20 protein-coding genes and 1 tRNA gene are annotated in these 25,813 nt (G+C 65.6%); 5 read left to right on the forward strand and 16 right to left on the reverse strand.

Features of this window, described 5'->3' with window-relative positions; genetic code table 11:
• The first annotated feature begins 131 nt into the window (after positions 1–131).
• A complete protein-coding gene (locus AC1D02_RS12900; protein ID WP_477317408.1) occupies positions 132–668 on the forward strand; it encodes a hypothetical protein in 537 nt (178 codons plus the stop codon).
• A 21-nt stretch (positions 669–689) separates the two neighbouring features.
• On the opposite strand, the gene ligD is transcribed toward AC1D02_RS12900, so the two are convergent.
• Complete coding sequence (gene ligD / locus AC1D02_RS12905; RefSeq protein WP_477317410.1) at positions 690–3,203, reverse strand: DNA ligase D; 2,514 nt, start codon at positions 3,201–3,203, stop codon at positions 690–692.
• A gap of 161 nt (positions 3,204–3,364) precedes the next feature.
• On the opposite strand from ligD, the gene AC1D02_RS12910 reads away from it, so the two are divergent.
• A complete protein-coding gene (locus AC1D02_RS12910) occupies positions 3,365–6,265 on the forward strand; it encodes a VIT domain-containing protein (RefSeq protein ID WP_477317412.1) in 2,901 nt (966 codons plus the stop codon).
• On the opposite strand, the gene AC1D02_RS12915 is transcribed toward AC1D02_RS12910, so the two are convergent.
• The 7 genes from AC1D02_RS12915 to AC1D02_RS12945 all read right to left on the reverse strand — a co-directional run bounded on the left by AC1D02_RS12915 (position 6,246) and on the right by AC1D02_RS12945 (position 14,627).
• Positions 6,246–7,046, reverse strand: coding sequence for a hypothetical protein (locus tag AC1D02_RS12915; RefSeq protein WP_477317414.1), 801 nt, complete (start codon positions 7,044–7,046; stop codon positions 6,246–6,248). The two genes, AC1D02_RS12910 and AC1D02_RS12915, sit on opposite strands and share 20 nt — an antisense overlap.
• Entirely contained in the window at positions 7,043–7,642 is a 600-nt protein-coding gene (locus AC1D02_RS12920; RefSeq protein ID WP_477317416.1) for a sigma-70 family RNA polymerase sigma factor, read from the reverse strand. Before AC1D02_RS12920 ends, AC1D02_RS12915 begins: the two co-directional genes overlap by 4 nt.
• A 58-nt stretch (positions 7,643–7,700) precedes the next feature.
• Positions 7,701–9,104, reverse strand: a complete 1,404-nt coding sequence (locus AC1D02_RS12925; protein WP_477317418.1) for an efflux transporter outer membrane subunit — start codon at positions 9,102–9,104, stop codon at positions 7,701–7,703.
• Entirely contained in the window at positions 9,104–12,280 is a 3,177-nt protein-coding gene (locus tag AC1D02_RS12930; protein WP_477317420.1) for an efflux RND transporter permease subunit, read from the reverse strand. The genes AC1D02_RS12925 and AC1D02_RS12930 overlap by 1 nt, the downstream gene beginning before the upstream one ends.
• Position 12,281: 1 nt before the next feature.
• The gene (locus AC1D02_RS12935; RefSeq protein WP_477317422.1) at positions 12,282–13,460 is read right to left on the reverse strand and encodes an efflux RND transporter periplasmic adaptor subunit; all 1,179 of its coding nucleotides are present in this window, start codon (positions 13,458–13,460) and stop codon (positions 12,282–12,284) included.
• 133 nt (positions 13,461–13,593) lie between these two features.
• Entirely contained in the window at positions 13,594–14,433 is an 840-nt protein-coding gene (locus AC1D02_RS12940; RefSeq protein ID WP_477317424.1) for an alpha/beta hydrolase, read from the reverse strand.
• On the reverse strand, positions 14,430–14,627 hold the full coding sequence (locus AC1D02_RS12945; RefSeq protein ID WP_477317426.1) for a hypothetical protein: 198 nt from the start codon (positions 14,625–14,627) through the stop codon (positions 14,430–14,432). The genes AC1D02_RS12940 and AC1D02_RS12945 overlap by 4 nt, the downstream gene beginning before the upstream one ends.
• 133 nt (positions 14,628–14,760) lie before the next feature.
• On the opposite strand from AC1D02_RS12945, the gene AC1D02_RS12950 reads away from it, so the two are divergent.
• A complete protein-coding gene (locus AC1D02_RS12950) occupies positions 14,761–15,690 on the forward strand; it encodes a LysR family transcriptional regulator (RefSeq protein ID WP_477317428.1) in 930 nt (309 codons plus the stop codon).
• A 1-nt stretch (position 15,691) separates the two neighbouring features.
• Entirely contained in the window at positions 15,692–16,639 is a 948-nt protein-coding gene (locus tag AC1D02_RS12955) for a D-2-hydroxyacid dehydrogenase (RefSeq protein ID WP_477317430.1), read from the forward strand.
• A 42-nt stretch (positions 16,640–16,681) separates the two neighbouring features.
• Here AC1D02_RS12955 and AC1D02_RS12960 read toward each other — a convergent pair whose 3' ends face one another.
• The 3 genes from AC1D02_RS12960 to AC1D02_RS12970 all read right to left on the reverse strand — a co-directional run bounded on the left by AC1D02_RS12960 (position 16,682) and on the right by AC1D02_RS12970 (position 20,805).
• Positions 16,682–19,117, reverse strand: a complete 2,436-nt coding sequence (locus AC1D02_RS12960; protein WP_477317432.1) for a TonB-dependent receptor domain-containing protein — start codon at positions 19,115–19,117, stop codon at positions 16,682–16,684.
• A 109-nt stretch (positions 19,118–19,226) separates the two neighbouring features.
• Entirely contained in the window at positions 19,227–19,469 is a 243-nt protein-coding gene (locus tag AC1D02_RS12965; protein WP_477317434.1) for a DUF6582 domain-containing protein, read from the reverse strand.
• Between the two features lie 190 nt (positions 19,470–19,659).
• The gene (locus AC1D02_RS12970) at positions 19,660–20,805 is read right to left on the reverse strand and encodes an alpha-hydroxy acid oxidase (protein WP_477317436.1); all 1,146 of its coding nucleotides are present in this window, start codon (positions 20,803–20,805) and stop codon (positions 19,660–19,662) included.
• Between the two features lie 267 nt (positions 20,806–21,072).
• Between AC1D02_RS12970 and AC1D02_RS12975 the strand changes: the two genes are divergently transcribed.
• A tRNA-Arg gene (locus AC1D02_RS12975) sits at positions 21,073–21,149 on the forward strand.
• 85 nt (positions 21,150–21,234) lie between these two features.
• On the opposite strand, the gene denD is transcribed toward AC1D02_RS12975, so the two are convergent.
• The 5 genes from denD to ltnD are packed head-to-tail and all read right to left on the reverse strand — an operon-like array spanning position 21,235 to position 25,813.
• Positions 21,235–22,200, reverse strand: a complete 966-nt coding sequence (gene denD, locus AC1D02_RS12980) for a D-erythronate dehydrogenase (RefSeq protein ID WP_477317438.1) — start codon at positions 22,198–22,200, stop codon at positions 21,235–21,237.
• Entirely contained in the window at positions 22,197–22,988 is a 792-nt protein-coding gene (gene otnI / locus AC1D02_RS12985) for a 2-oxo-tetronate isomerase (RefSeq protein ID WP_477317440.1), read from the reverse strand. Before otnI ends, denD begins: the two co-directional genes overlap by 4 nt.
• Positions 22,989–23,004: 16 nt before the next feature.
• Positions 23,005–23,643, reverse strand: a complete 639-nt coding sequence (otnC, locus tag AC1D02_RS12990) for a 3-oxo-tetronate 4-phosphate decarboxylase (RefSeq protein WP_477317442.1) — start codon at positions 23,641–23,643, stop codon at positions 23,005–23,007.
• Entirely contained in the window at positions 23,640–24,914 is a 1,275-nt protein-coding gene (gene otnK, locus AC1D02_RS12995) for a 3-oxo-tetronate kinase (protein ID WP_477317444.1), read from the reverse strand. The genes otnC and otnK overlap by 4 nt, the downstream gene beginning before the upstream one ends.
• Entirely contained in the window at positions 24,911–25,813 is a 903-nt protein-coding gene (ltnD, locus tag AC1D02_RS13000; RefSeq protein WP_477317446.1) for an L-threonate dehydrogenase, read from the reverse strand. The genes otnK and ltnD overlap by 4 nt, the downstream gene beginning before the upstream one ends.

Genomic DNA, 25,813 nt, shown 5'->3' on the forward strand with positions numbered 1-25,813 from the left:
AAAAAATGCCTGCCAGAAAATACTAAGCTCGGCCCCACGGCGCTGCTTGCGGGAAATCATACTTCGACGTGATTTCAGCAGGGTGATATCCTCGCATCCAGTCCGGTGAACTCATTGCTATAGGAAAACGAATGAAACGAGGAATCGACATTCAGCGACTTGCCTGTGCGTGCGCCATCGCGTTCTCAGCAATGGGAATTGATCGGCCAGCGCGAGCCACGGAGCCGTCCAACGATATTTCCAAGGCCATCAGCGATGTGCGCAGCGTCATCAGTTCGGCCGATGTCTACCTCATCTCCCGTGGCAGCATTCGCGCCTACGAGGAGAGCGATGTTGTCCGCTCCGGGTGCCGGTACGTCATCACCAACGGGACGGACTTGACCAGTCTGATCGACGTACTTGCAAGTGCTCGACTGGAAAAGGTACCAGCCAGCCAAGACGGCTATGACGCCCGGATCGTCATCCGCCTTTACCAAGGTGATTCTCGAGTTCACGCCCTCATTCTCGGACCCGACTACTCCAACGCGAACTCCAACGGCGAATATCGGTTTTCAGTCGGCGCCACCCACAGTGCGATCCCCGTCGAGGCAAAGAACGGCATCGAACGGGACCTGCGCTTCTGGGTCGCACAGCATCGGTCATTCGCGTCGAAAGCCTGCGGCCGATAGGCTTTTGATCGAACTCCCGCATCAATCCTTTTGTTTCGGATCGAACTCCAGCTTCTTCATCGCCGCATCGAGGCTGCGCGCGCTCTTGGCGTACGCCGACCAGGGCTCGTTGCCCTTGTCGAGCCGCGTATGCGCGTTGCGCACGTTCCACTGGTCGCCGGCCTTGACCGACTCCAGCTCCTCCCACGCCAGCGGCACCGAAATGCCCAGCCCCGGCCGCGTCCGCGCCGACCACGCGCAGGCGGTCGTCGCGCCGCGCCCGTTGCGCAGGTAGTCGATGAATATCTTGCCGACCCGGTTGCGCGGCCCGCTCTTGAACGCAAACCGGTCTGGCAAGGTCATCGCCATGTGGCTGACGATCTCCTGCGAGAAGTCCTTGACCGTGTCCCAGTCGTATTGAGGCTTGACCGGCACCACCACATGCAGCCCCTTGCCGCCGCTGGTCTTGAGGAAAGCCGGCAGCCCGAGCTCGTCCAGGAACGCCTTCATCAGCTGCGCCGCTTCCTGCATCGTCTTCCACTCGACGCCGTCGCCCGGGTCGAGGTCGAATACCATCCGGTTCGGCCGCTCGTAGTCCTTGCCGGTCGCGTTCTGGGTATGGATCTCGACCACGTTCCATTGCGCCGCCGACAGCAGACCGTTGGCGTTGCCGATTTCCAGCATCTCCGGATGATCCGGGTCGAGCGCCCGGTCCATCTGCTTGACGCCAGGCAGCTTGCCCACGTCCGCATGCTTCTGAAAGAACAGCTCGCCGCCCACGCCCGCCGGCGCGCGCACCAGCGACACCGGCCGCCCCTTCAGGTGCTCCATCATCAAGGAGCCGATCAGCGCGTAATAGCGAATCATGTCGAGCTTGGTCGTACCGCTCTGCTTGTCGATGACGCGGTCGCCGTTGGTCACTTTCAGGCTCGCCGGCAAAGTGCCGTGCGGCGCTTCGGGTTCGGTCTGCTGGTCCACAACTTCCTCCACATGTTTCGGCAATTCGCGCGTGATGACCTTGGCCGGCTTGTCGTCGCGCAGTCCCTGGAACACCGCGTGGCGCACCGAGCCCGACGCGGTCCACTCGGCGAAGCTCACTTCGGCGATCAGTTTGGGTTCGACCCAGTGATGCTTGCGGCCGGCCACCGCTTTCGGCGGGAACGGGCTGACATCGGTGTCGAGCTTGCTTAGTTTGGCCTTCAGGTCGCGCAGGCTCGCTTCGTTGAAGCCGCTGCCGACGTTGCCGGCATACTGCAGCACGCCGTCCTTGTCGTAGGTGCCGAGCAGCAGCGCGCCGATCCCGGTGCGCGAGCCTTGCGGATCGGTGTAGCCGCCGATCACGAATTCCTGCCGCTGCCCGCACTTGAGCTTGATCCAGTCCGGCGAACGCCGCTGCACGTAGCGCGACTCGCGCCGCTTGCCGATCACGCCTTCGAGACCCATCTTGCAGGCCGCGGCCACCAGCCCTTCCGGATCGTCGCCGAATTCCTCGCTGAAGCGCACGATGTCGGAGCCAGTATTGTCCAGGACGTTCTTCAGCGCAGCGCGGCGGTCGTCAAGGCGCACCTCGCGCAAGTCGTAGCCGTGCAGGTAGGGAACGTCGAACAGGAAATACACGATCTGGGCGGTGTCGCTGCCGTCGAACGCCAGCTGCAACTTGCCGAAGTTGGGGCGGCCGTGCTCGTCGTGGACAACGATCTCGCCGTCGTACCAGCCGTCCGGAAGCTGCATCCGCAACAGTTCCTTCTGCAGCGGCCCCAGCTTGCGGGTCCAGTCGTTGCCGTTGCGGGTGAACAGCGTGACGTCCTTGCCTTCCACGCGCGCCAGCATCCGGTAGCCGTCGAACTTGATCTCGAACACCCAGTCGTCCGGCGTGTGCGGCGGCTTGTCGACCAGCGTGGCCAACTCGGGGGCCAGCGTCTCCGGCAGGTCGGCCTTGACCGCTTGCGCCGGCGGCTGGCCGGGTTGCGCGGCGGCGGCCTTGGCCTTCTTGACCGGCGCAGGCGGCGTCTTCAGGTCCTTCACGCTGTCGGGCATTTCATCGACGAGGGAGAATTCGGCGGCGGGACGGGCGTAATCGTCCTTTTCCTTGATCAGTAGCCAGGGCTCCTGCTTCTCGCCCTTGCCCTTCATGCGGATCAGCGCCCACCTGCCGTGCATCTTGTGGCCGTGCAGCTCGAACTTCAGGTTGCCGGCGGCATAACCCTTGTGCGGATCGTCGAGCGGCTGCCAGGTGCCCTTGTCCCAGATGATCACCTTGCCGGCGCCATACTGCTTCTCCGGAATCGTGCCCTCGAAACTCGAATACGAAATGGGGTGATCCTCGACGTGCACCGCCATGCGCTTGTCGTGGGTGTCGTAGCTCGGTCCCTTGGGCACGGCCCAGCTCTTCATGGTGCCGTCGAGTTCCAGCCGGAAATCGTAATGCAGCCGGCTGGCCCAGTGCTTCTGGATCACGAACGACAGCGCGTCGGGACTTTGCTGGCCGCCTTCCGCCGGCTCGGACGTGATATCGAAGTTGCGTTTGGCCTTGTAGGCTTTGAGTGCGTCGGACATGGGCTGGCATCCTGGGACTGTAGCAGTACCGTCGAGTGTAGAGCGCGCCCCGGCGCCAGACTGTACGCCAGCTAACCATTTTTCAGCGAATTTAACCCCATTTCCGCGGCGGCAACGTTTCATCAGTAACGCCGGTCCCGTCCGGCACCCTGGAGAATCCCATGTTGATCCGCTGCCTGATCCTGCTTGGCGCCTTTCTGAGCGCGCCCGCGTTCGCTACCCGTACCACCGTTCAACCGGTCCTCGTGCAGGTAGGCCCCGGCGCCGAGCCGATCGAACTGCGCCGCCTGGCCATCCATGCCGACATCAGCGGCGGCATGGCCGAAACCACCGTGCGCATTGAGTTCTTCAATCCGAACCGGCGCGTCCTGGAAGGGACGCTGCAGTTTCCGCTGCTCGACGGCCAGCAGGTCACCGCCTTCGCGCTCGACATCGATGGCCGTATACGGTCCGCGGTCCCGGTGGAGAAGGCCAAGGGGCGCGAGGTATTCGAGGCGATCGAACGGCGCGGCGTCGATCCGGCGCTGCTCGAGACCACGCAGGGCAACAACTTCAAGCTGCGCATCTATCCGATCGCCGCCGGCGGCACCCGCACCGTGGAGCTGAAATACGCCGAAGCGCTCGTGCGCCATGCGCGCCAGTGGGCCTACCGCCTGCCGCTCGACTACGGCAAGGTGCAGGAGTTCGCGCTCGACATGAAGGTCAACGGCAAGGACGGCGCGGCGCCGGCGATCCGCGGCGGCCTGGCGGACCTGCGTTTCGAACGCGGCGTCGCCGATTACCGCGCCAGCATCACCCGCCAGCAGTTCACGCCGGAAGGCACGCTCGATATCGCGATCGAAGCGCGCGACCAGCCGCAGGTGTTCCGCCAGACCGTCGATGGCGCGACCTACTTTGTCGCCGAGATTCCGATCGACGCAGCGCCGACCCGCCGTCCCGCGCCGCGCACCATCGGGCTGCTGTGGGACAGCTCCGGCTCCGGCGCGAAACGCGCCCTCGATGCCGAACTGGCGGAGCTGGATGCTTACTTCAAGGCGCTCGGCAAGGTGGGAGTGCGCCTGGTCCGCCTGCGCGACCGGGCCGAAGCGCCTGTCGCATACCATGTCCGCAACGGCGACTGGAGTGTGCTGCGCCGCGCGCTGGAAGCGACCGTGTACGACGGCGCCAGCGCGCTGAACGACTGGAAGCCGCAGGCCGAGGTCGACCAGTACCTGCTGGTGTCCGATGGCCTTGCAAATTACGGCGCCGCGCAGGCGCCCACGCTGGGCGCGCACCAGCGCCTGTTCGCGATGAATTCGGCGGTGTCGGCCGACAGCGCGCGCCTGTCGGCGCTGGCCGAACTTAATCGCGGCGCGCTGGTGAACGTCGATCCGCAACGGCCGGGCGAAGCGGCGCGCGCGCTTCTGCTCCAGCAAGCGGGCATCGAACAAATGCGCGGGCGCGGCGTCGGCGAGCTGGTGGCGCAATCGCGCGCCGCGAAGGACGGCATGCTGCGCGTGGCCGGCCGGCTGCTGACCACACCCGGCCAGCAGCTGGTACTGACCATGTCGAACGGCGCCGAAATCGTCGTGCCGCTCGATGGCGCCGTCGCCGAACATCCGCTGGCAGGCATGCTGTGGGCAAGCTGGCGCCTGCGCCTGCTCGAAGCAGACCCGGAAGCCCATCGCGCCGAGATGGGCCGGATCGGGCGCCAGTTCCGCATTCCGACGCGCGAGACATCGCTGATCGTGCTGGACCGGATCGACGACTACCTGCGCTACGACATCGAGCCGCCAGCCGAACTGAAGCCGGCCTACGACAGCCTGAAGACGCTGCGCGGCCAGACCGCGGCGCTGGCGCGCAACAAACATTTCGACAGCGTCCTGCGACTTTTCGAACAGCGCGTAAGATGGTGGAACACCGACTTTCCGAAACTGCCGCCGAAGAAGTCCGAGCAGCAAGTGCGCACTGGCGAAACGGTCGACGCCATGACGATTGTGGAAGCGCCGGCCAGGGCACAGCGGTCGTCCAATCAGGGAATGCCGCCGCCCCCGCCCGAGTTTGCGCCCGCGCCCGCGCCCGCGCCGGCCACTGTCAGCGCCCGCGTTGACGTATCCGGCAGCAGAAGCAGAACGACAGCTTACGCAGCGACCGCCGCGCAAGCCGGCATCGCCCTGAAAAAATGGGTGGCCAATGCCCCGTACATCGAGCGTTTGCGCTCTGCACCGGCCGACAGGGTGTACGCGCTGTATCTCGATGAAAAGCCGGGGTACGCCAACAGCAGCGCGTTCTACCTCGATGTCGCGGACATCCTGATCGACAAGGGCAACCGAGACCTGGCGCTGCGCGTGCTCTCTAACCTGGCCGAGATGGATCTGGAAAACCGCGCCCTGCTTCGCATCCTCGGCTACCGCCTGTTGCAGGCCGGCGCGCCGCAACTGGCGTTGCCGGTATTCGAGAAAGTAGCGCGGCTGGCGAAGGAGGAACCGCAATCGTACCGCGACCTGGGCCTCGCGCACGCCGCGGCCGGCCATCCGCAACAGGCGATCGACACCCTGTACGAAGTGGTTGTGCGGCCGTGGGATGGCCGCTTCCCGGAGATCGAAACAATCGTCCTCGCCGAGATCAACGCGATCGTCGCCGGCGCGCGGACGCCGCTCGACACAAGCCGTATCGATCCGCGCGTGCTGAAAAACCTGCCGCTCGATCTGCGCGTCGTGATGACGTGGGATGCGGACAACGCCGACATGGACCTGTGGGTGACGGATCCGAACGGCGAGCGCTGCTACTTCGGCCACGCGCTGACATCGCTCGGCGGGCGCATGTCGCGCGATTTCACGCAGGGTTACGGGCCGGAAGAATTTTCGCTGCGACGCGCCACACCGGGCAAGTACAAGATCGAGGCGAACTATTATGGCAACCGCCAACAAGTGCTGGCCGGCGCCACGACCTTGCAGGTCAAGCTGTTCAGCGGCTTCGGCACCGCGCGCCAGAAGGAGCAGGTAATCACGCTGCGCCTGAAGGACCGGGGCGAAACGATCTACGTCGGAGAGTTCGACATGCCTAGTTCCGCAGCGCGTTGATCTTCTCGGTGGTCTCCGCCGGCACCGGGTAATCAGGGTAGGCGGCGCGGAACTTTTCCCACTCTTCGAGGGAGTCGCGCCGCAGACCCGCCTTCATCAGTTCGTCGATTGCGGCCAGCCAGGCTTTCGGGTCGGGCGAAATGGCGCTGCTGGCCGGATCGACCCGGCTGCGCCGGCCAGTCACAGTGACAGCGCGCGAAAGCTCGCCGTACGGGGCGGCCGATGCAGGCGCGGGAGCAGCCGGTGCCGGTGCGGGAGCAGCGGGCGCTGGAACCACCTGATTTGCTGCCGGCGCTACGTCCGCCACGGAAGCCGCGACCGCCACTTCGGACTTCGCTGGCGCCGCAACGCGCGCCTGGCGCGGCAACGATTTTGCGGGCGGACCCCGTCGCGTTGCCGGCTCAGACGGTGGCGGTGGCGGCGCCAGTTCTTCTATTTGCGCCGGGATGGCCGCCGGCGCGGGTGCGGGAACTGCCGCAGCCTGCTCCATCGCCGTGCGCTCCTGCCAGGCCTGGTGCGCCAGCACGCAGGCCAGAACGCTGGCAGCAATCCCTGCCGGCGCGCGCCAGCGCCACCCCAGCGGATGCATCGACGGCGCCCCTGTGCCTGGATCGTTTGCAGCGGGCGTTCGCAGTATCTGTTCCTGCGCACGCTTCAGAATCGCCGCATCCAGTTCGCTCGACGGGGACGGCTGCGGCAGCGCTTTCAGGCGGCGCGACAGATCGTCCTCGCCCTTGAGACAGGCCTCGAATTCAGCGTCGTTCATGTCTTCACTGTTCAAGCTTGCTCTCCTTGCGTTGCGTCGGCCGGCGCCAGGTGCTGACGCAGCTTCCGCATCGCGTAGCGCAGCCGGCTCTTGACCGTTTCGGCCGGCGCCGCCACCAGCGCCGCAATTTCATCGATGCTCATGCCGCTGAACTGCTGCAGCACCAGCGCCTCGCGCTGATCGCCGGGCAGCAGTGCGATGGCGCCGTGCAGGCCGTCCGCGCGGCGCCGGCTTTCCAGCGCGGCGTCGGGAGCCATTACATCCTGCGCCGCATCGGCCAGGGCGTCAAATACATCGCGGCCATCGGCGCCGGCGCCCAACTCGGCCGCCAGCACCGGCTGACTCTGGCGCAGCAGGTCGAGCAGGCGATTGCGGGCGATCTGGTAAAGGTAGGTTCGAAACGTGGCGTCGGGACGATAGACGGAGCGCGCGGAATGCAGGCTGGCCCACGCATCCTGCACGATCTCGTCGACCCATTCGGCGCGCGGCGAGCGCCACGCGATAAAGCGATACAAACCGAGTCGATGGCGTCCATACAGCTCGCGGAAAGCGAGCAGGTCGCCTTCGCGGTATCGGAGCATCAGTTGTTCATCGGTGTAAGGGGCGGCCATGTGCGGCCATTGTATTGCCAGCCCCGGCAATGCGCAATCGCCAGGGCTGGCCGACGACTTAAATGCTCCAGCCTCCGCCCAGGGAGCGGATCAGGGCCACCGTCGTCACCGCCTGGTTGCCGCGCAATTGCGCAGCGTTGCGTTCGACCAGCGCCAGGTTGCGCTGCGCATCGAGCAGGTCCAGGTAGCTCGAGCGCCCCGCCTGATAAAGCTTCCGGGCCAGGTCGGCCGAACGGCGCGCCAGCACGACGCCCGACTCCACCTGCTCCGCCTGTCCCGCCAGGATGCGCAGGCCGGCCAGGTTGTCTTCCACCTCGGCGAACGCCACCAGCACGTTCTGGCGATACGCCGCCACCGACTCTTCCAGCACCGCTTCGCTGCGCGCGACGTTTGCCTTGTTGCGGCCGCCGTCGATGATCGGCATCGACAGCAGCGCGCCCAGCATCCACGAGCGGCCACTGAGTTTCAGGATGCTCGACAGCGCCGTCGATTCGCCGCCTCCGGCAGCTGACAGGCCGAGAGCCGGAAACATCGCCGCCCGCGCCTCACCGATGCGCGCATTCGATGCGACCAGCGCGCGCTGCGCCGCGGTCACGTCGGGACGCCGCTCCAGCAGCTGCGACGGCAGCCCCGCCGGAATCACCGGCAGCAGCGTCGTCTCGAGCAGCGGGTTGGCTTGCGCGGAGAACGCGGCGGCCGGCTTGCCGAGCAAGACCGCCAGCGCGTGCTCCAGCTGCACGCGCTGCCGCTGCAGCCCGATCGCTTCGGCCCGCGCCGCAGCCAGGTCGGCCTTGGCACGCACCAGGTCGAATTCGCCGATGTCTCCGTTGTCGAAGCGGCTCTGGTTGACCTTCACGCTCTGGGCGCGCAGGTCGACGTTCCTGGCCAGCGTCGCCAGTTCCGCATCGGTCGAACGAAGCCGGAAGTAGGTCTGCGCCACATCCGCCTGCAGGGACAGCAGCACGGACTTGTAGGTCGCCTCGGACCCGGCCGCATCCGCCTGCGCCGCGCTGACGCCGGCGCCGATGCGGCCGAACAGGTCGACCTCATAGCTGGCGGTCAGCCTGGCCTGGTAGCTGCTTGCCTGCGCAACGGTCGGACTTGCGCCGCGCTGCGCGCCGACACCGGCCCCCACCTGGATGCTCCGATCCGCTTCGGCGATGCCGGCCAGCGCCCTCGCCTGCCTGACCCGCGCCGCGGCGACGGCCAGGCTGGCATTCGCTTCGGTGGCCTGGCCGATCAATCCTGTCAGCTCGGGATCGTGAAACGCGAGCCACCACTGGCCGCGCGGCTGCGACTCGGCCGGCCGCGCCACTTTCCATTGGGTGCCGTCGGGCGCCACCAGCGGCTGCTGCGATTCCTTGAACGCCGCAGGCATCGGCAGCGCCGGCACCTTCAGCTCCGGGACGGACGAACACGCGGCCAGCAGCAGCGCCGCCAGCAAAGGTGCGATCTTGATCATCAGTGGACTCCTTCAACTTGCGCGGCTACTGCCACGCTGGATTTCTTTTCAAAGCGTTTTGCAAACGTACGCAGGAGTACGTAGAACACCGGCGTCAGGAACAGGCCGAAGAAGGTCACGCCCAGCATGCCGGCGAATACCGCCACACCCATCGCATGACGCATCTCGGCGCCGGCGCCATGCGAGAACACCAGCGGCACCACGCCCATGATGAACGCGATCGACGTCATCAGGATCGGACGCAGGCGCTGGCGGCAGGCTTCGAGCGCCGCCTGCACCACGGTGCGGCCATGGTCTTCCAGTTCGCGCGCAAATTCCACGATCAGGATCGCGTTCTTGGACGCCAGTCCCACCAGCACGAACAGCGCGATCTGCGTGAAGATGTTGTTGTCGCCACCGGTCAGCTTGACGCCGACCAGCGCGCACAGGATCGACATCGGCACGATCAGGATCACCGCCAGCGGCAGGGTCCAGCTCTCGTACTGCGCTGCCAGCACCAGGAACACCAGCAGCACGCATAGCGGGAACACATAGATCATCGTGTTACCAGACAGGATGTCCTGGTAGGTCAGCTCGGTCCACTCGAAGCTCACGCCTTTCGGCAGCACTTCGCGGGCGATTTTCTCGATCGCGGCCTGCGCCTGGCCCGAAGAGACGCCCGGCGCCGGGCCGCCGTTGATATCGGCCGACATGTAGGCGTTGTAGCGCTGCACGCGATCCGGGCCATAGCTGTCCTTCACGCGCATCAGCGACGACAGGGGAATCATCTCGCCCTTGTCGTTGCGGACCTTCAGCTGCGAGATGTCTTCCGGCTTGGAGCGGAACGGCGCATCGGCCTGCACGCGCACCTGGTAGGTACGGCCGAACTGGTTGAAATCGTTCACGTACAGCGAGCCGAGGTTGATCTGCAAAGTCTGGTAGATCGTCGCCAGCGGCACGCCAAGCTGCTTGGCCTTGGTGCGGTCGACGTCGGCGAACAGCTGCGGCACATTGATCTGGAAGCTGGAGAACACGCCGGCCAGGTTCTTGTCGGCCCACGCCTTGCCCTGCAGCGCCTGCACCGCCTTGTACATCTCGTCGTAGCCGACGTTGGCGCGGTCCTCGACCATCATCTTGAAGCCGCCCGTCGTGCCGAGGCCATTGACCGGCGGCGGCGGGAACACCATGATGAAGGCGTCCTGGATCGTGCCGAGGCGCTTGTTGATCTCCGCCGCGATGGCGGCGCCGCTCTGGTCCTTGCTGGTGCGCTGGTCGAACGGTTTCAGCGTGGTGAACACGATACCGGCGTTCGGCGCGTTGGTGAAGCCGTTGATCGACAGGCCAGGGAACGCCACCGACGATTCCACGCCGGGCACCTTGGAGGCGATGTCGGACATGCGGCGGATCACGGCGTCGGTGCGGTCCAGCGAAGCGGCGTCAGGCAGCTGCGCGAAGCCCACCAGGTATTGCTTGTCCTGCGCCGGCACGAAGCCGTTCGGCACCACCTTGAACATGAACACCGCGCAGATTGCCAGCATGGCGTACACGCCCAGCGCCGCTGTCTTGCGCTTCAGGACGCCGTTGACGCCATTCTCGTAGCGCGTCGAAGTGCGGCCGAAGAAGCGGTTGAACCAGCCGAAGAAGCCGCCGAAGATCTTGTCCATTCCGCGCGTCAGCTTGTCTTTCGGCGCATGGTGAGGCTTGAGCAGCGCCGCGGCCAAGGCCGGCGACAGGGTCAGCGACGAGAACGCCGAGATCACGGTCGAAATCGCAATCGTCAGCGCGAACTGGCGGTAGAACTGGCCGGACAGGCCGGATACGAAGGCGATCGGCACAAACACCGCGCACAGCACCAGCGCAATGGCGATGATCGGGCCGCTGACTTCTTTCATGGCCTGTACCGTGGCGTCGCGCGGCGAGAGGCCGGCCTCGATATTGCGCTCGACGTTCTCCACCACCACGATGGCGTCATCGACCACGATGCCGATCGCCAGCACGAGCCCGAACAGCGAGAGCGTGTTGATCGAGAAGCCGAAGCCGAGCATCACCGCGAAGGTGCCGATGATCGACACCGGAACCGCCACCAGCGGGATGATCGATGCGCGCCAGGTTTGCAGGAACACGATCACCACCAGCACCACCAGCGCAACCGCTTCGAGCAGCGTGTGCATCACGGCCTTGATCGATTCGCGCACGAACTGGGTCGGGTCGTAGACCACGCTGAAGTCGACGCCTTCCGGGAAGTCCTTCTTCAGTTCGGCCATCTTGGCGCGAACGTCGGCGGACAGCTGAAGCGCGTTGGAGCCTGGCGCTTCGAAAATGGCAATCGCCGCCGCCGACTTGTTGTTCAGCAGCGAGCGCAGTGCGTAAGAGTTGGAGCCGAGTTCGAGGCGCGCGACGTCTTTCAGCTGCGTGATCGCGCCGTCTGCGCCGGTGCGCACGATGATGGCGCCGAATTCCTCGATCGAGGACAGGCGGCCCTGGGTGTTCACGGTCATCTGGAACTCGGCGCCTTTCGATGGCGACGCGCCGACCACGCCGGCGGCGACCTGCACGTTCTGCTCGCGGATCGCCGCGACGACGTCTGCCGCTGTCATGCCGCGCGCCGCCACCTTCTGCGGATCGAGCCAGACGCGCATGGCGTAGTCGCCGGCGCCGAACAGCTGCACGTCGCCCATGCCGTTGATGCGCGCCAGCTGGTCCTTCACGTTCAGCACCGCGTAGTTGCGCAGGTAGACGTCGTCATAGCGCCCGGTCGGCGAAACCAGGTGCACCACCATCGTCAGGTTGGGCGAGCTTTTCACGGCGGTGACGCCGATCTGGCGCACTTCTTCCGGCAGGCGTGGCAAGGCGCGCTGGATGCGGTTCTGCACCTGCGACTCGGCCTGCTCGACGTCGGTGCCGACCTTGAACGTGACGGTCAGCGCGAGCGAACCGTCAGAGGTCGATTGCGACGACATGTACAGCATGCCGTCGGTGCCGTTGATCTGCTCTTCCAGCGGCGCCGCGACGGTTTCGGCGATCACCTTGGGGTTGGCGCCCGGGTACTGCGCGCGCACCACCACCGACGGCGGCACCACGTCCGGATATTCCGAGATCGGCAGCTTGAAGATCGACAGCAGGCCGGCCACGAAAATGATGATCGACAGGACGGCCGCGAAAATCGGCCGGTCGATGAAGAATTTGGAGAAGTTCATATTATTTGTCCTTGCGGTCGGCCGTTGCCGCGGCCAGTTTGATGTCGCCGGCGCCGTCCATCGCCACCAGCTGCGCCGTCACCGGCGCGCCCGGATGCACGCGTTGCAGGCCGTTGACGACGATTTTCTCGCCCGGCTTCAGGCCCTCGCGCACCACGCGCAGGCCGTCGGCGATCGGGCCGAGCGTGACGGCGCGGTATTCGGCGGTGTTGTCGGCCTTGACGACGTAGACGAACTTGCGGTTCTGGTCGGTGCCGATGGCGCGCTCGCTGATGACGGCGGCGGTGGCCTTGGCGTGCGGGTCGCCCGACAGCTGGACCCGCGCGAACAGGCCCGGCACCAGCGTATTGTCTTCGTTGGCGAAGGTGGCGCGCATGCGCACGCTGCCGGTCGCCGCGTCGAGGCGGTTGTCGACGAATTCGAGCTTGCCCTCGTGCGGGAAGCCCTGCTCGTTGGCCAGGCCGACCTTCACCACCACCGGCGCGCCCTGTTGCGATACGCGGGCGACGCGCAGATAGGTGTCTTCGTCGCCGTCGAAGGTCGCGTAGATGTCCTTGTTCGACACCACCGACGTGAGGATCGCGGCGCCATCGACCAGGTTGCCGGTCGTGATTTCGGCTTTCGACACGCGGCCCGAGATTGGCGCCGTGACTTTGGTGTAGGCCAGGTTCAGGCGCGCCGCTTCGAGCGATGCCTGGGCGGCGCGTACGTTGGCGTCGAGCTCCTTCAGGCTGGATTGCTTCTCGTCGACCTCGCGCTGCGCGATGGCCTTGTCGGCCAGCAGGCGCTGCGAGCGGTCCAGCTCGAGGCGGGCCAGGTCGGCCTTGGCGCGCGCCGACACTGCGGCCGCTTCGGCGCGGTTGGCTTCGGCCTGGAACGGGCGCGAGTCGATGGTAAACAGCACGTCGCCCTTCTTCACCAGGCTGCCCGGCTTGAAATTGACTGCGGTGATGAAGCCGCCGACGCGGGCGCGGATGTCGACCCGCTCCACCGCTTCCAGGCGGCCGGAGAATTCCTGGGTCTCGTTGACCGGCTTTTCGAGCACCACCGCGGCGGTGACGGGCGGGCCGCCCGCTGGCGCGGCCGGAGCCGCGCTGTTGGCGGGGCCGCAGCCGTAAAGGCTGATGGCGGCCACTGCGGCGGCGATCGTGAGCATGGTGAAGTGGCGGGTGGTTTTCATGTTTTATCCCTATGAAGTGGCGATACGGTGCCCGGGGTCAGGTCCACAGGACCTGACCTCCAAGGCGAAAAAGGTAAAGCGATCCCCCGGCGCCCGGTGGGGGCGCCTGGTTCAGCGTGAGATTGGTAGACTTTTACGTGCCGGGAGATTCCAGCATCTTGAGGAATCGGGTTATCTCGGTGAGCGCGGCGGCCTTGCACGCACACTCGTTGCGCGCGCCCTCGTCCTGCAGCGGCGCCGGCTCCATCCGCTTGAGCGTGGTCGACACGCCGGCCGCGGACAGCTTGGCGGCGTACTGTTCGGCCTCGTCGCGCAATGGATCGTCTTCAGCCGACAGGATCAGCGCCGGCGGCAGGTTCTTCAGGCGGCTCGACTGCAGCGGCGACGCATACGGATGCATCCGGTCCGCGGGGTTCGGCAGGTAGCCGCGGTAGCTGGCGGCGCAGGTGTCGGCCACTTCGGCCATGCTGTCGTCCAGCTTCACGTCGCGCATCGAGCAGGTGGTGAGACCCGGGTCGAGCATCGGCATGATCAGGATCTGGCCGGCCAGCTCGGGGCCGCCGCGGTCGCGCGACATCAGCGCGCACACCGCCGCGAGGTTGGCGCCGGCTTCGATGCCCGCCACCACCAGGCGCTTGCCGCTCCAGCCAAGCTTCGCCTTGTTCTTCTTCGCCCAGGCCAGCACCGCGTGCGCATCTTCGACGGCGGCGGGGAATGGCCTGGTCGTCGCCAGCGTGTAGCACGACGCCAGCACCAGCTGGTTGGCGGCGCCGCAGGACATATGGCGCAGGAACTGGTCGGCGTCATCGAGACCGCCGCCGACGAAACCGCCGCCGTGGAAGAACACCACCAGGCTGTCCTTTTTGGAGCGCGCCGCGTCGGCCATGTACAGGCGCGCCACCAGCGGACCCTCGGCGCCGGCCACTTCGAGTTCGCGGATGTTCATCAGCGGCAGGTCGACTGCGATGTTCATTGCGCGCTTCCTTCGGCCGGCTGGTCGGCGCACGCAAGCTTCGAACCGTTGAACAGGTCATGTGCGAGTGCGTCAAAACCGAGGCTTTCGACCTGGGCGGCCTGCTGGTACGGATCGGTATAGGTCATGCCGGTCAAGACAGCGAGGCTGGCTACCAGTGCTATTACCGTAATGATGGCGTCCTTATATCGCATGACTTCCTCCCAACCGCTTCCGAAAATTGCCGGATCTCTTGATCCAGTACATGCAGTGTAATCTTGATCTACAATCTGATAAAGATGCCATTAGCGAATTGATTGTTCAGATTTCGGAACAATGCGAGGATAAATGAATAAATTGCAGGCGATGGAAGTGTTCGTACAGGTGGTCGACTGCGGCAGTTTCACCAAGGCCGCCGACCAGCTGAACCTGCCCAAGGCGACGGTGTCGACCATGCTGCAGTCGCTGGAGAAGGCGCTGTCGGTCAAGCTGCTGCATCGCACCACGCGGCACGTCAGCGTGACGTCCGACGGCGCCGCCTATTATGAGCGCTGCCTGCGTATCCTGTCGGACGTGCGCGAAGCCGAGGAGTCCCTGTCTCGCAACCGGGCCAGCCCGAGCGGACGCCTGCGCGTCGACGTGTCGACCGGCACCGCCAACGACATCATCATTCCTGCGCTGCCGGATTTCTTCGCGCGCTATCCGGACATCGCGCTCGAACTGGGTTGCGGCGACCGGCCGGTGGACCTGATCGAGGAAGGGGTCGATTGCGCGATTCGCGCCGGCACCCTGCCCGACTCCAACCTGATTGCGCGCCGCATTGGCGTGCTCAATTTCGTCACCTGCGCGACGCCGGCCTATCTGAAAGAGTTTGGACGGCCGATTCATCCGCGCGACCTGGCGGACCATCGCTGCGTGAACTATTTTTCGCAGAAGACGGGCAAGGTGTTCGACTGGGACTTCGTGCGCGGCGACGAAGAGGTCAGCATTCCGCTGCCGTCGAACCTGGCGGTGAACGACTCCACCGCTTACGTCACCGCGGGCCTGAGCGGACTCGGCGTCATCCAGATGCCGACGTACTCACTCGAACCCTACATCGGCACCGGCGAACTGGTGCAGATCCTCGAAGACTGGGGCAGCCCTGCATTGCCGGTCAATGTGGTATATCCTCAAAATCGCCATCTTTCTGCCAAGGTGCGCGTGTTCGTCGAGTGGATCGCCGATTTGTACGTCACTCACCCGCGCTTCCAGATAAAAACCGCACAACAAAAGGCCTGACATGCAAAAGATCGTTTTCCTCGACCGCGACAGCCTGCTGGCCAATGTACGCGCACCTTCGTTCGAGCACCAGTGGCGCGACTATCCGGCGACGCAGCCGGGCGAGGTGGCCGAGCGGCTGGCCGGCGCGACGATCGCCATCACCAACAAGGTGCCGGTGCGGGCGGCGGACATCGCCCGCCTGCCCGACCTGAAGATGATCGCGGTGGCGGCGACCGGCACCGACAACGTGGACCTGGCGGCGTGCAGGGAGCGCGGCATCGTGGTGTCGAACATCCGTAATTATTCGGTGGTGGCGGTGCCGGAGCACTGCTTCGCGCTGATCCTGGCGCTGCGCCGCAACCTGCTGGCGTACGGCGCCGACGTCAACGCGGGGCTGTGGCAGAAGTCGAGCACCTTCTGCCTGTTCAATCATCCGATCGGCGACCTGGCCGGCAGCCGGCTGGGCATCATCGGCTACGGCGCGCTGGGACACAAGGTGGCGCAGCTCGGACGTGCGTTCGGCATGCAGGTATGCGTGGCGACGCGCACGCCGGTCGAAGATCCGCAGGTCACCAACCTGCCGCTCGAGGAACTGCTGCGAACCTGCGACGTGATCACGCTGCACCTGCCGCTGAACGACCAGACGCGCAGCATGATCGGGGCGCGCGAGCTGGGGATGATGAAGAAGACCGCGCTGCTGATTAATACGGCGCGCGGCGGGCTGGTGGACGAGGCGGCGCTGGCGCAGGCACTGAAGGACGGCGTGATCGGCGGCGCGGGCTTCGACGTGTTGAGCAAGGAGCCGCCGGTGCCGGACAATCCGCTGCTGTCGGTGAATCAGCCGAACTTCATCCTGACCCCGCATGTGGCGTGGGCCAGCACGGGGGCGATGCAGACGCTGGCCGATATGCTGGTGGATAACGTCGAGGCGTTTGTGGCCGGGAAGCCGATTAACGTCATGGGCTAGGTCAAGATGGGGTCAGGTCCGGCGGACCTGACCCCATTAACGTTACTCCGGCGTCGGCGCCGGCGCTGGCTTCGGCTGCGGCTGCGGCTGCGTCGGCTGGGCCCCCTGTATCATCTTCATCGCTTCGCGCGCCTGCGGGCTGTCCGGATTGAGCCCAGCCGACTGCAGCGCGTTGCGGACCGCATCGTTGCCCGTCACGCCGCCGAAGGTGTAGCGGAAGCCGGCATAAAGGCGGCGCTGGTGCACGGTGGTGTCGGTGCGGTCGTGCACGATGTCGGTGTCGACGCGGAACTTCTGGCCGGTCGAATTGAGCACGTCGTTGGCGCGCATGTTGAACGACAGGCGCGGAGTCACCTTGTGTTCGTACGACAGGCTCAGCATGCCGAACGGCTCGCGGTAGCCTTCACCCGACAGCAGCTTGCCCTGGTGGAAAGCCATCAAGGTCACCACATTGGTCGGATTGATTTGCCACTGGCCGCCGCCTTGCAGCTGCAGCGATGGCGACGAGCGCTTCTCGCCGGTCAGCCCGAGTGCGCCGATCCGGTCCTGCTCGATAAAGCCCCAGTTACCGTTGAACATGAAGCGCAGATTCGGCAGCGTCACGCCGCCAATTTTCATATTCGGCGGAATCATGCCCATGACGGAAAATTCGACACCGCCGGAGCGGCGGTCGCCAAGGTTGTCCTTGGTGGTCAGCAGCGTGTTATCGCTGAGGAACACGCGGCGGTCGGTGATCACGTCCGATTCGCGCCGCAGATAGCCGCGCAGGCTGACCGGCATCAGGCCCTTGACCTTGGTTTCGTAGCCCAGTTCCAGCGAATGCAGTTTCACCGGATGCAGGCGCGGGTTACCCGAGCTGACGTAGTAATCGCTGGAGTAATTGATGAACGGATTCAGGTCGCCCGAGCTCGGACGCGAGATGCGGTCGGCGTAGGAAAAGCGCAGGTTCGTGTTCGGGTCCAGCTTGTAGGTCAGGAACAGGCTCGGCAGGTAGTTCGTGTAACGGTTTTCGGCCTGGATGTCGGTCGTGACCTGGTCCAGGTCGAGGTCGGTATGTTCGATGCGCAGGCCGCCCTTGAAGGACCACAGCTTGTTGATCGGCATTTCATACGTGCTGTAGGCGGCCAGCACGTCCTGGTCTAGCTTGAACAGGTTGCTGCGCCTGGTGTCGAGCACGCTGCCGGCGAGGAAGGTATAGCGATTGTCGGCCGACTGGCCGGTGCGCTGCCAGCGTCCGCCCGCGGTCAGGAAGCCCGGCCCGAACTTGCCGCTGTAGTCGCTGCTGAGGTCGGTCAGGCGGACCCGCGTCGTCGCATCCTGAGCGTAATCGCGGAGCACGGGCGCGCCGACGGCGGGCATCACCAGCGGCTCGTAGAGAACGGTGGAGTCGATGTTGTTCACGTTCGACGAGTGGCGCAGATCGACCTTGAGCGTGCTGCCCTCGGTGCCGAAGCGGCGCTCGAAACCGGTGACGAACTCGTGATTCAGGGCGTCGCCTTCGGTCGTGCGGCGCGTGCGGTAATCGACCACCGGAACCAGTCCGGTCCGCAAATCGCTCAGGTGTTCGTTCTGGCTGGAATCGTTGCCGCGCTTGTTCAGCGAGATCTGGGCGGTGACGGTATCGCGCTCATTGAAATTGTAGCGCCCGCCCACGCCGCCCTGGATGAAGTTAGTGAGACCGCGGCGCGCGACGTTCTGGTGCAGCCGGCTGATGGCGCCCGTGGCCGGATCGATGCGCTCGCGTGATTGTTCGGTTTCCGTCTCGTTGCCGTCGCGCCGCACATTGAGCGTGCCGTTCACCGACGCATAGCCGGCGCTGTAACTGCCGTTGGCGAAGGCGTTGCGGCGTCCGCCGGGGCCGATGTTGCCGGCCACGCTGCCATTGCCGCCCGGCTTGGTATAGCGGCGCGAAATCAGGTTGAGGATGGGACCGCCGCCTGCTTCGTTGCCGAACTCGGCGCCGGGATTATTGATCACCTGCACCGATTCGTAGTTTTCGGCCGGCAGCGCATTGATGGCGGCGGCCCGGTTCTCGCCCTGCAACTGCGCGGTGGGCTTGCCATCGACCAGCACGGTCACCCGCTCGCTGCCGCGCAGGCGCACGGTGCCGTTGGGATCGACGTTCACCGAAGGCACATTGTTGAGCACGTCACCGATCGACGAGCCGGCGGTGCTCGCATCGTTCTTGATGTCGTAGACCTGGCGGTCGACCCGGTTGGTCTCGCGTTCCTTGATCACGTTGACGACCTGGACCGGGCCGGTCGGCGCCGGCACTGTCTCCGGCGACGTTGCGCCTGCGGCCGGCTTGCCGTCGTTCTTGGTTGCCGGCTTCGCGGGGGCGGTCGCAGCAGCCGCGGGTGCGGTGGTGGCGGTGTTCTGTGCGGCGGCTTGCAGGCTGAAAGTGAGCAGGAATACGGCGGCGGCAATCGGGTTGCGGGACGCGAGTGCGCCCGGCGCGGGGGCGCGGAACATATGCATGTGAATGTTTTTAATTTGAAAGTTTAACTTTTAAGAAAGTACCACCTTTCTTTCCTGGCCGCCAGTCCCCCGACTCCGCCGTCGCCATTCCGCACCTGTGCCTGCGCTGCTATCCGTTCCCCACCACGCGCCAGTCGCCCTCGCTCATTTCAACGTTGAACTTGCGCGCGGCGGCGCGAATGCGGTCCCATGCCTCGTCGCGCTCGCTGTCCGATACCCCTTCGACCTGTTTGAAACGGGCGATGGCGTTGCGTACGTGGCTCGCGTCTTCCAACGGTTCCTTGCGCTGCTTCGGAAACGCGAAGTGTTTGGCGGAGATGTCGTTCCTGTCGTCCTGATCCAGCTTGCTCATGATGCCTCCTCGTTTTCGGTTTTTACTGGAGCGTCGCGCCCACCTTGCATTCACGACGCGGTCCTCTGCTGAACCGGAATTATGAGCTTTCAAGCGAGGGGTCGGCGCAAGGTTAAGTCGAGGCGCCTGTTGGCTGCAAGTCTTGGCCGATTTCAGTCCCGTAACCGCCTCATCGGGCGAAGGATACGATTCAGTAGGTCCCTGGCAGCAGGATGTTCTTGTCGACCTGGTTCACGTCGCGCAGGCCGCAGAACGCCATCGTCAGGTCGAGCTCGTTGCGGATGATCTCCAGGCACTTGGTCACGCCCGCCTCGCCGCCGGCCCCCAGGCCGTACAGGAACGGGCGGCCGATATACACGCCCTTCGCGCCCAGCGCCAGCGCTCGGATCACGTCCTGCCCCGAGCGGATGCCGCCGTCCATGTGCACTTCGATCTGCTTGCCCACCGCTTCGACGATCGCCGGCAGCGCGCCGATACTGGATTGCGCGCCATCGAGCTGGCGCCCGCCGTGGTTCGACACGATCAGCGCATCGGCGCCGCTCGCCGCGGCCAGCTTGGCGTCTTCGACGTCCATGATGCCCTTGATGATCAGCTTGCCGCCCCAGAGCTTCTTGACCCATGCCACGTCGTCCCACGACATGCGCGGATCGAACTGCTCGGAAGTCCACGACGACAGTGAGGACATGTCCGACACCGCGCTCGCGTGGCCGACGATATTGCCGAAGAAGCGGCGCCTGGTGCCCAGCATGCCCAGGCACCACGCCGGCTTGGTCATCAGGTTGGCGATGTTCGCGATGGTCATCTTGGGCGGAGCGGTCATGCCGTTGCGGATGTCCTTGTGGCGCTGGCCCAGCACCTGCAGGTCGAGCGTGAGCACCAGCGCCGAACACTTGGCGGCGCGCGCGCGCTCGATCAGGCGCTCGATGAAGGGGCGGTCCTTCATCACGTACATCTGGAACCAGAATGGCTTCGTGGTGTTGGCGGCGACGTCCTCGATCGAGCAGATGCTCATGGTCGACAAGGTAAACGGCACGCCGAAGCGCTCGGCCGCGCGCGCCGCGAGGATCTCGCCGTCCGCGTGCTGCATGCCGGTCAGGCCGGTCGGCGCCAGTGCCACCGGCATCGACACGTCCTGGCCGATCATCTTGGTGCGCAAGGTGCGGTCGGCCAGGTCGACCGCCACGCGCTGGCGGAACTTGATCTTGCCGAAGTCCGCCTCGTTTGCGCGGTAGGTCGATTCGGTCCACGAGCCGGCATCCGCGTAATCGTAGAACATGCGCGGCACCCGTTTCTTTGCGAGCTCGCGCAGGTCTTCGATGGTCGTGATGATGGTCATGAAGCGATCCTCGTTTGTTATGAAGTTGTGAAGTAGTAATCTACCAGAAGACGGGTGTCGGGAAAAAACTTTGCTCGGCCGGGCGATGGCTCTGGACAAGCGCGCCCCGCTTCATTACAATGCTGCTTCTTCGGAGGGCAAGCCCTCCGGTTCCAAAGCGAACCGACAACGGTAGAGCAACGGAACACCAGGCAAAGAAGTTTGCTTTCGGTTTGGCAAGTTAGCCCTTCCGGAAACAAAATGAAACTGCTAAAATGCTTGCACTGCGCGGCTGTAGCTCAGCTGGATAGAGTACTTGGCTACGAACCAAGGGGTCGTGGGTTCAATTCCTGCCAGCCGCACCAAAATTCGTAAGACGAAAGGCCTGAAGAGAAATCTTCAGGCCTTTTTTCTTTTGGGGTCAGGTCCGGCGGACCTGACCCAACCCCGTCATTCGTCGGCGATAAAGGCGCGGATGATGCTCTCGAAGTCTCGATCGGCCACCAGCCCCAGCGCCTTCGCGCGCGATGTGTCCCACGCGCCCGGCCAGCTGTTGACGATGCGCTCGATCGCCGGATCGGGCGCGAACGTGATGCGCGCGACCACTTCCGGCCCCGCCACCTTTTCCAGCGCCGCCACCATCTCGCCCACGCTCACCGAAATGCCCGGCAGGTTGATGGTGCGGCTCAGACCCAGCGCAGGGCCATCGAGCTCGTGCCCCGCGATCAGCGATTCGATCGCGCCGCGCGGCGACAGCAGCCACAAACGCAAATCAGGCGACACCGGGCAGACCGCCGCTTCGCCGGCCAGCGGCTCGCGGATGATGCCGCTGGCGAACGAGGACGCGGCCTTGTTCGGCTTGCCGGGACGCACGCTGATGGTCGGCAGGCGCAGCACGCGGCCATCGACGAAGCCGCGCCGGCTGTAGTCGTTCAGCAGCAGCTCGCCGATCGCTTTTTGCGCGCCGTACGACGATTGCGGATTGAGCGCGGTGTCGTCCCTGACCAGCGCCGGCAGCTTGCCGCCGTAGACCGCCACCGAACTGGTGAACACCACCTTGGGCCGGTGCCCGCGCAGGCGGCAGGCGTCGAGCAAGGCCCGTGAGGCGTCGAGGTTGATGCGCATGCCGAGGTCGAAGTCCGCTTCCGCCGCGCCGCTGACGATCGCCGCCAGGTGAAAGATCGATTGGGTGCGCTCGTCGACCAGGTCGCGCAGCAGCGCGGCGTCGGAGATATCGCCCGTCACCACGCGCACGCGCGGGTCGCCGAAGTCGTTGCCGGCGACGACGTCGACCAGCACCAGTTCGTCGATGGTGCGCGGCTGGCCGGAGCTGTCGCTCAGTTGGCCGCGCTTGAGCAAGGCGCGCGCCAGGCGCTGGCCCAGAAAGCCGGCGCCGCCGGTGATCAGCACTTTCATTGCGCGCCTCCCTTCGACACGGCGGCGAACCAGCCGAGGCCATCCTCGGTGCGTCCGCGCGGACGGTATTCGCAGCCGATCCAGCCGTCGTACCCCAATTCTTCCAGCACGCGATACAGGTATGGATAATTGACTTCGCCGTCGTCCGGCTCGTTGCGCGCGGGGACGCTGGCGATCTGCACATGGCCGATGCCATCGAAGTGCTTGCGGAACGTCATCGCCAGGTCGCCCTCGACGATCTGCGCGTGATAGAAGTCCATCTGCACCTTGACGTTCGGTGCGCCCGACGACTCGCGCATCTCGTGCCCTTGCGCCTGCGTGACCAGGTAGTAGCCCGGCATGTCGCGGCCGTTGATCGGCTCGATGACTACCGTGATGCCGTGCGGCTCGAACACGCCGGCAGCATGGCGCAGGTTGGTGAGGTAGGTGGCGCGGCAGACCGCCAGGTCGGCGCCTTCTGGAATCAATCCCGCCATCATGTGGACCCGTTTGGTGCCGAGCGCCTTGGCGTATTCAAGGCCCTTCTGAACGCCGGCGCGGAACTCGTCCTCGCGGCCCGGCAGGCAGGCGATGCCGCGCTCGCCGGCTGCCCAGTCGCCCGGCGGCAGGTTGAACAGCGCGTTCTCCAGCTTGTTCTCGTCGAGCCACTGCGCCACTTCCTGCGGCGTGTGGTCGTACGGGAAGAGGAATTCGACGCCGCGAAAGCCGGCGGCGGCCGCGGCGGCAAAGCGCTGCGGGAACGGATGTTCGTTGAACATCATGGTGAGGTTGGCACAAAATTTCAACATGGGGCACCTTTTGAAATTAAATTTCAAGCTTGAATGTGGTCTTGAGGTCGTCGATTTGCGCCGCGTCAAGCGGCCGGGTCGGCACGTCGCGCAGCAGCAGGAATAGCTTGGCGGTCTCTTCCAGCTCCTCGGCGGCGTAGACAGCCGCTTCGAGCGAGGCGCCGGAGACGACCGGGCCATGATTGGCCAGCAGCACCGCGTTGTGTCTGGCGGCCAGCTTGCCGATCGCCGGCCCGAGTTCCGGATCGCCGGGACGGTGGTAAGGCACGAGCGGCAGGCGTCCGATCTTCATCACGAAGTACGGCGTCAGCGGCGGGATGCAGTCGTCGTGGTTCAGGCCGCACATGCACGACACGGCAGCCGAATGGGTCGAATGCAGGTGGACGATGGCGCCGGCCTGCTGGCGCGCCTGGTACATCGCGCGGTGCAGGAACGCTTCCTTCGACGGCGGCTCGCCGCTGACCAGGCGACCGTCCCAGTCGAGCTTGGAAATCGCCGCCGGATCGAGGCGGCCCAGGCTGGCGTTGGTCGGCGTGAGCAGCCAGCCATCCTCGACGCGCACGCTCAGGTTGCCGCTGCTGCCGGCCGTCAGCCCGCGCTCGAACAGCGAGCGGCCGAAGTCGACGATCTGTTCGCGCTGTCGGTTTTCGTTCATGCGAGCTTGCTCCAGGCCTTGAGGAAGAAATCCGGGCTGCCGAAATTGCCCGACTTGAGCGCCAGCGCCAGCGGTGCGCCGCCGCCCTCTGTCATCACCGTGGTCCAGGGCACGCCGGGGTCGATTTCGGGCCCGATGCGAAGGCCGGTCGCGCCGAGCGCCTTGACGACGGCGCCGGAAGTCTCGCCGCCCGCCACGATCAATTGTCCCACGCCGAGCTTGACCAGGCCGCGCGCAATGTCGGCCAGCGCGTTCTCGACCAGGCTGCCGGCGTGTTCGACGCCCAGGTGCGCCTGGACCGCTTTCACTTTATCCGGCGTCGAAGTGGCGTAAATCAGCACCGGCCCGCGCGAGATGCGGTCCGCGGCCCAGTCCAGCGCGGCGGCCACGACATCCTCGCCGCGCGCCAGTTGCAGCGGATCGACGACGAAGGCCGGCGCCTGCTCCTTCATCAGCGCGACCTGCGCGTTCGTCGCCACCGAGCAGCTGCCCGAGATCACCGCGCGCAGGCCGCCGGTGGCCGGCAGCGCGTCGGCTGCGCCATGGCTGGCCAGCAGGCCGCGGCGCCGGAAGTTCTCGGGAAGGCCGAGCGCGATGCCGGAGCCGCCGGTGATCAAGGGCATGTCCGCGCAAGCGGCGCCGATCTGTTCGAGGTCGGCATCGGTCAGCGCATCGACGATGGCGAACTTCGCGCCTTCGGCCTGCAGCGCCGCGAAGCGCGCCTTGATCGCATCGGCGCCCTGCCCCACCACCTTGTAATCGGCCAGGCCGACCTTGCCCGCCACCTGCCGCTGCAGCACCCGCACCAGGTTGGCGTCGGTCATCGGCGTCAGCGGATGGTTGCGCATGCCCGATTCGTTCAGCAGCTCGTCGCCGACGAACAGGTAGCCTTTGTAGATAGTGCGGTTATTCGCCGGGAACGCGGGACACGCTATGGTGAAACCGGTGTCCAGCGCGTCCATCAGCGCCTCGGCCACGGGGCCGATGTTGCCCTGCGCGGTCGAATCGAAGGTCGAGCAGTACTTGAACTGGAACTGGCTGCAGCCGGCCCGCTGCAGCCAGCGCAGCGCCGCCAGCGATTCTTCCACCGCTTCGGCCGCCGGGTTGGTGCGCGACTTGAGGGCGATGACGATCGCGTCGACGTCCCGCGGCGCCGGGCCGGTCGGCACGCCGATCAGCTGGACCGTGCGCATGCCGGCCTTGACCAGCATGCCGGCCAGGTCGGTGGCGCCGGTGAAGTCGTCGGCGATGCATCCGAGATGAACGGTCATGGGCGGCTCCCTGGCAAGGTAATGCCGGGGAAGGTCTTCACCACGGCCGAATCGTCCTCGCCGCCATAGCCCGCGGCCGACGCCTGCATGAACATCTGGTGCGCGGTGGCGGACAGCGGCAGCGGGAACACGCTCTTCTTCGCGTAGTCGAGCACGATGCCGAGGTCCTTGACGAAGATGTTCACTGCCGACAGCGGCGTGTAGTCGCCCTTGAGGATGTGCGGCACGCGGTTCTGGAACATCCACGAACTGCCGGCGCTGTTGGAAATCACTTCGTACAGCGCATCCGGATCGCAGCCCGCGCGCAGGCCCAGCGCCATCGCTTCGGCCGCCGCGGCGATATGCACGCCGGCCAGCAACTGGTTGATCATCTTGACCTTCGAACCCTGCCCCGGCTGGTCGCCGAGCCGATACAGCTTGGCGCAGATGGCGTCGAAGATGCGCGAGCAGGCGTCGAAAGTTTCCGGAGCGCCGGCCGCCATCACCGACATCTGGCCGGTCGCGGCCTTGGCGGCGCCGCCCGAGATCGGCGCGTCGATGAAGCGCAGGCCCATGCCAAGCAGGCGGGCGCCCAGCGCCTCGGCGAACTCCGGCGCCACGGTGGCGTTGGCGATCACCACCGACCCGGGCTTCAGCTGGAACGCGGCGCCATTTTCGCCGAACAGCACCTGCTCGGTCTGCGCCGCGTTGACCACCACGATCAGCATCGCATCGACCCTGCCGGCCAGTTCCGCCGGCGTCGCCGCGGCGTGGCCGCCCTGCGCCACCAGCGCCCGCACCGCCTCGTCGCGCACGTCGCAGGCATGCACTTCCAGCCCGGCGCGCAGCAGCGACTGGGCGATGCCCATCCCCATCGCGCCGAGGCCAACTACCCCGACGCGGTCGATTTGCTCTGCCAT

Source organism: Massilia sp. P1_C10 (genome assembly GCF_056406475.1).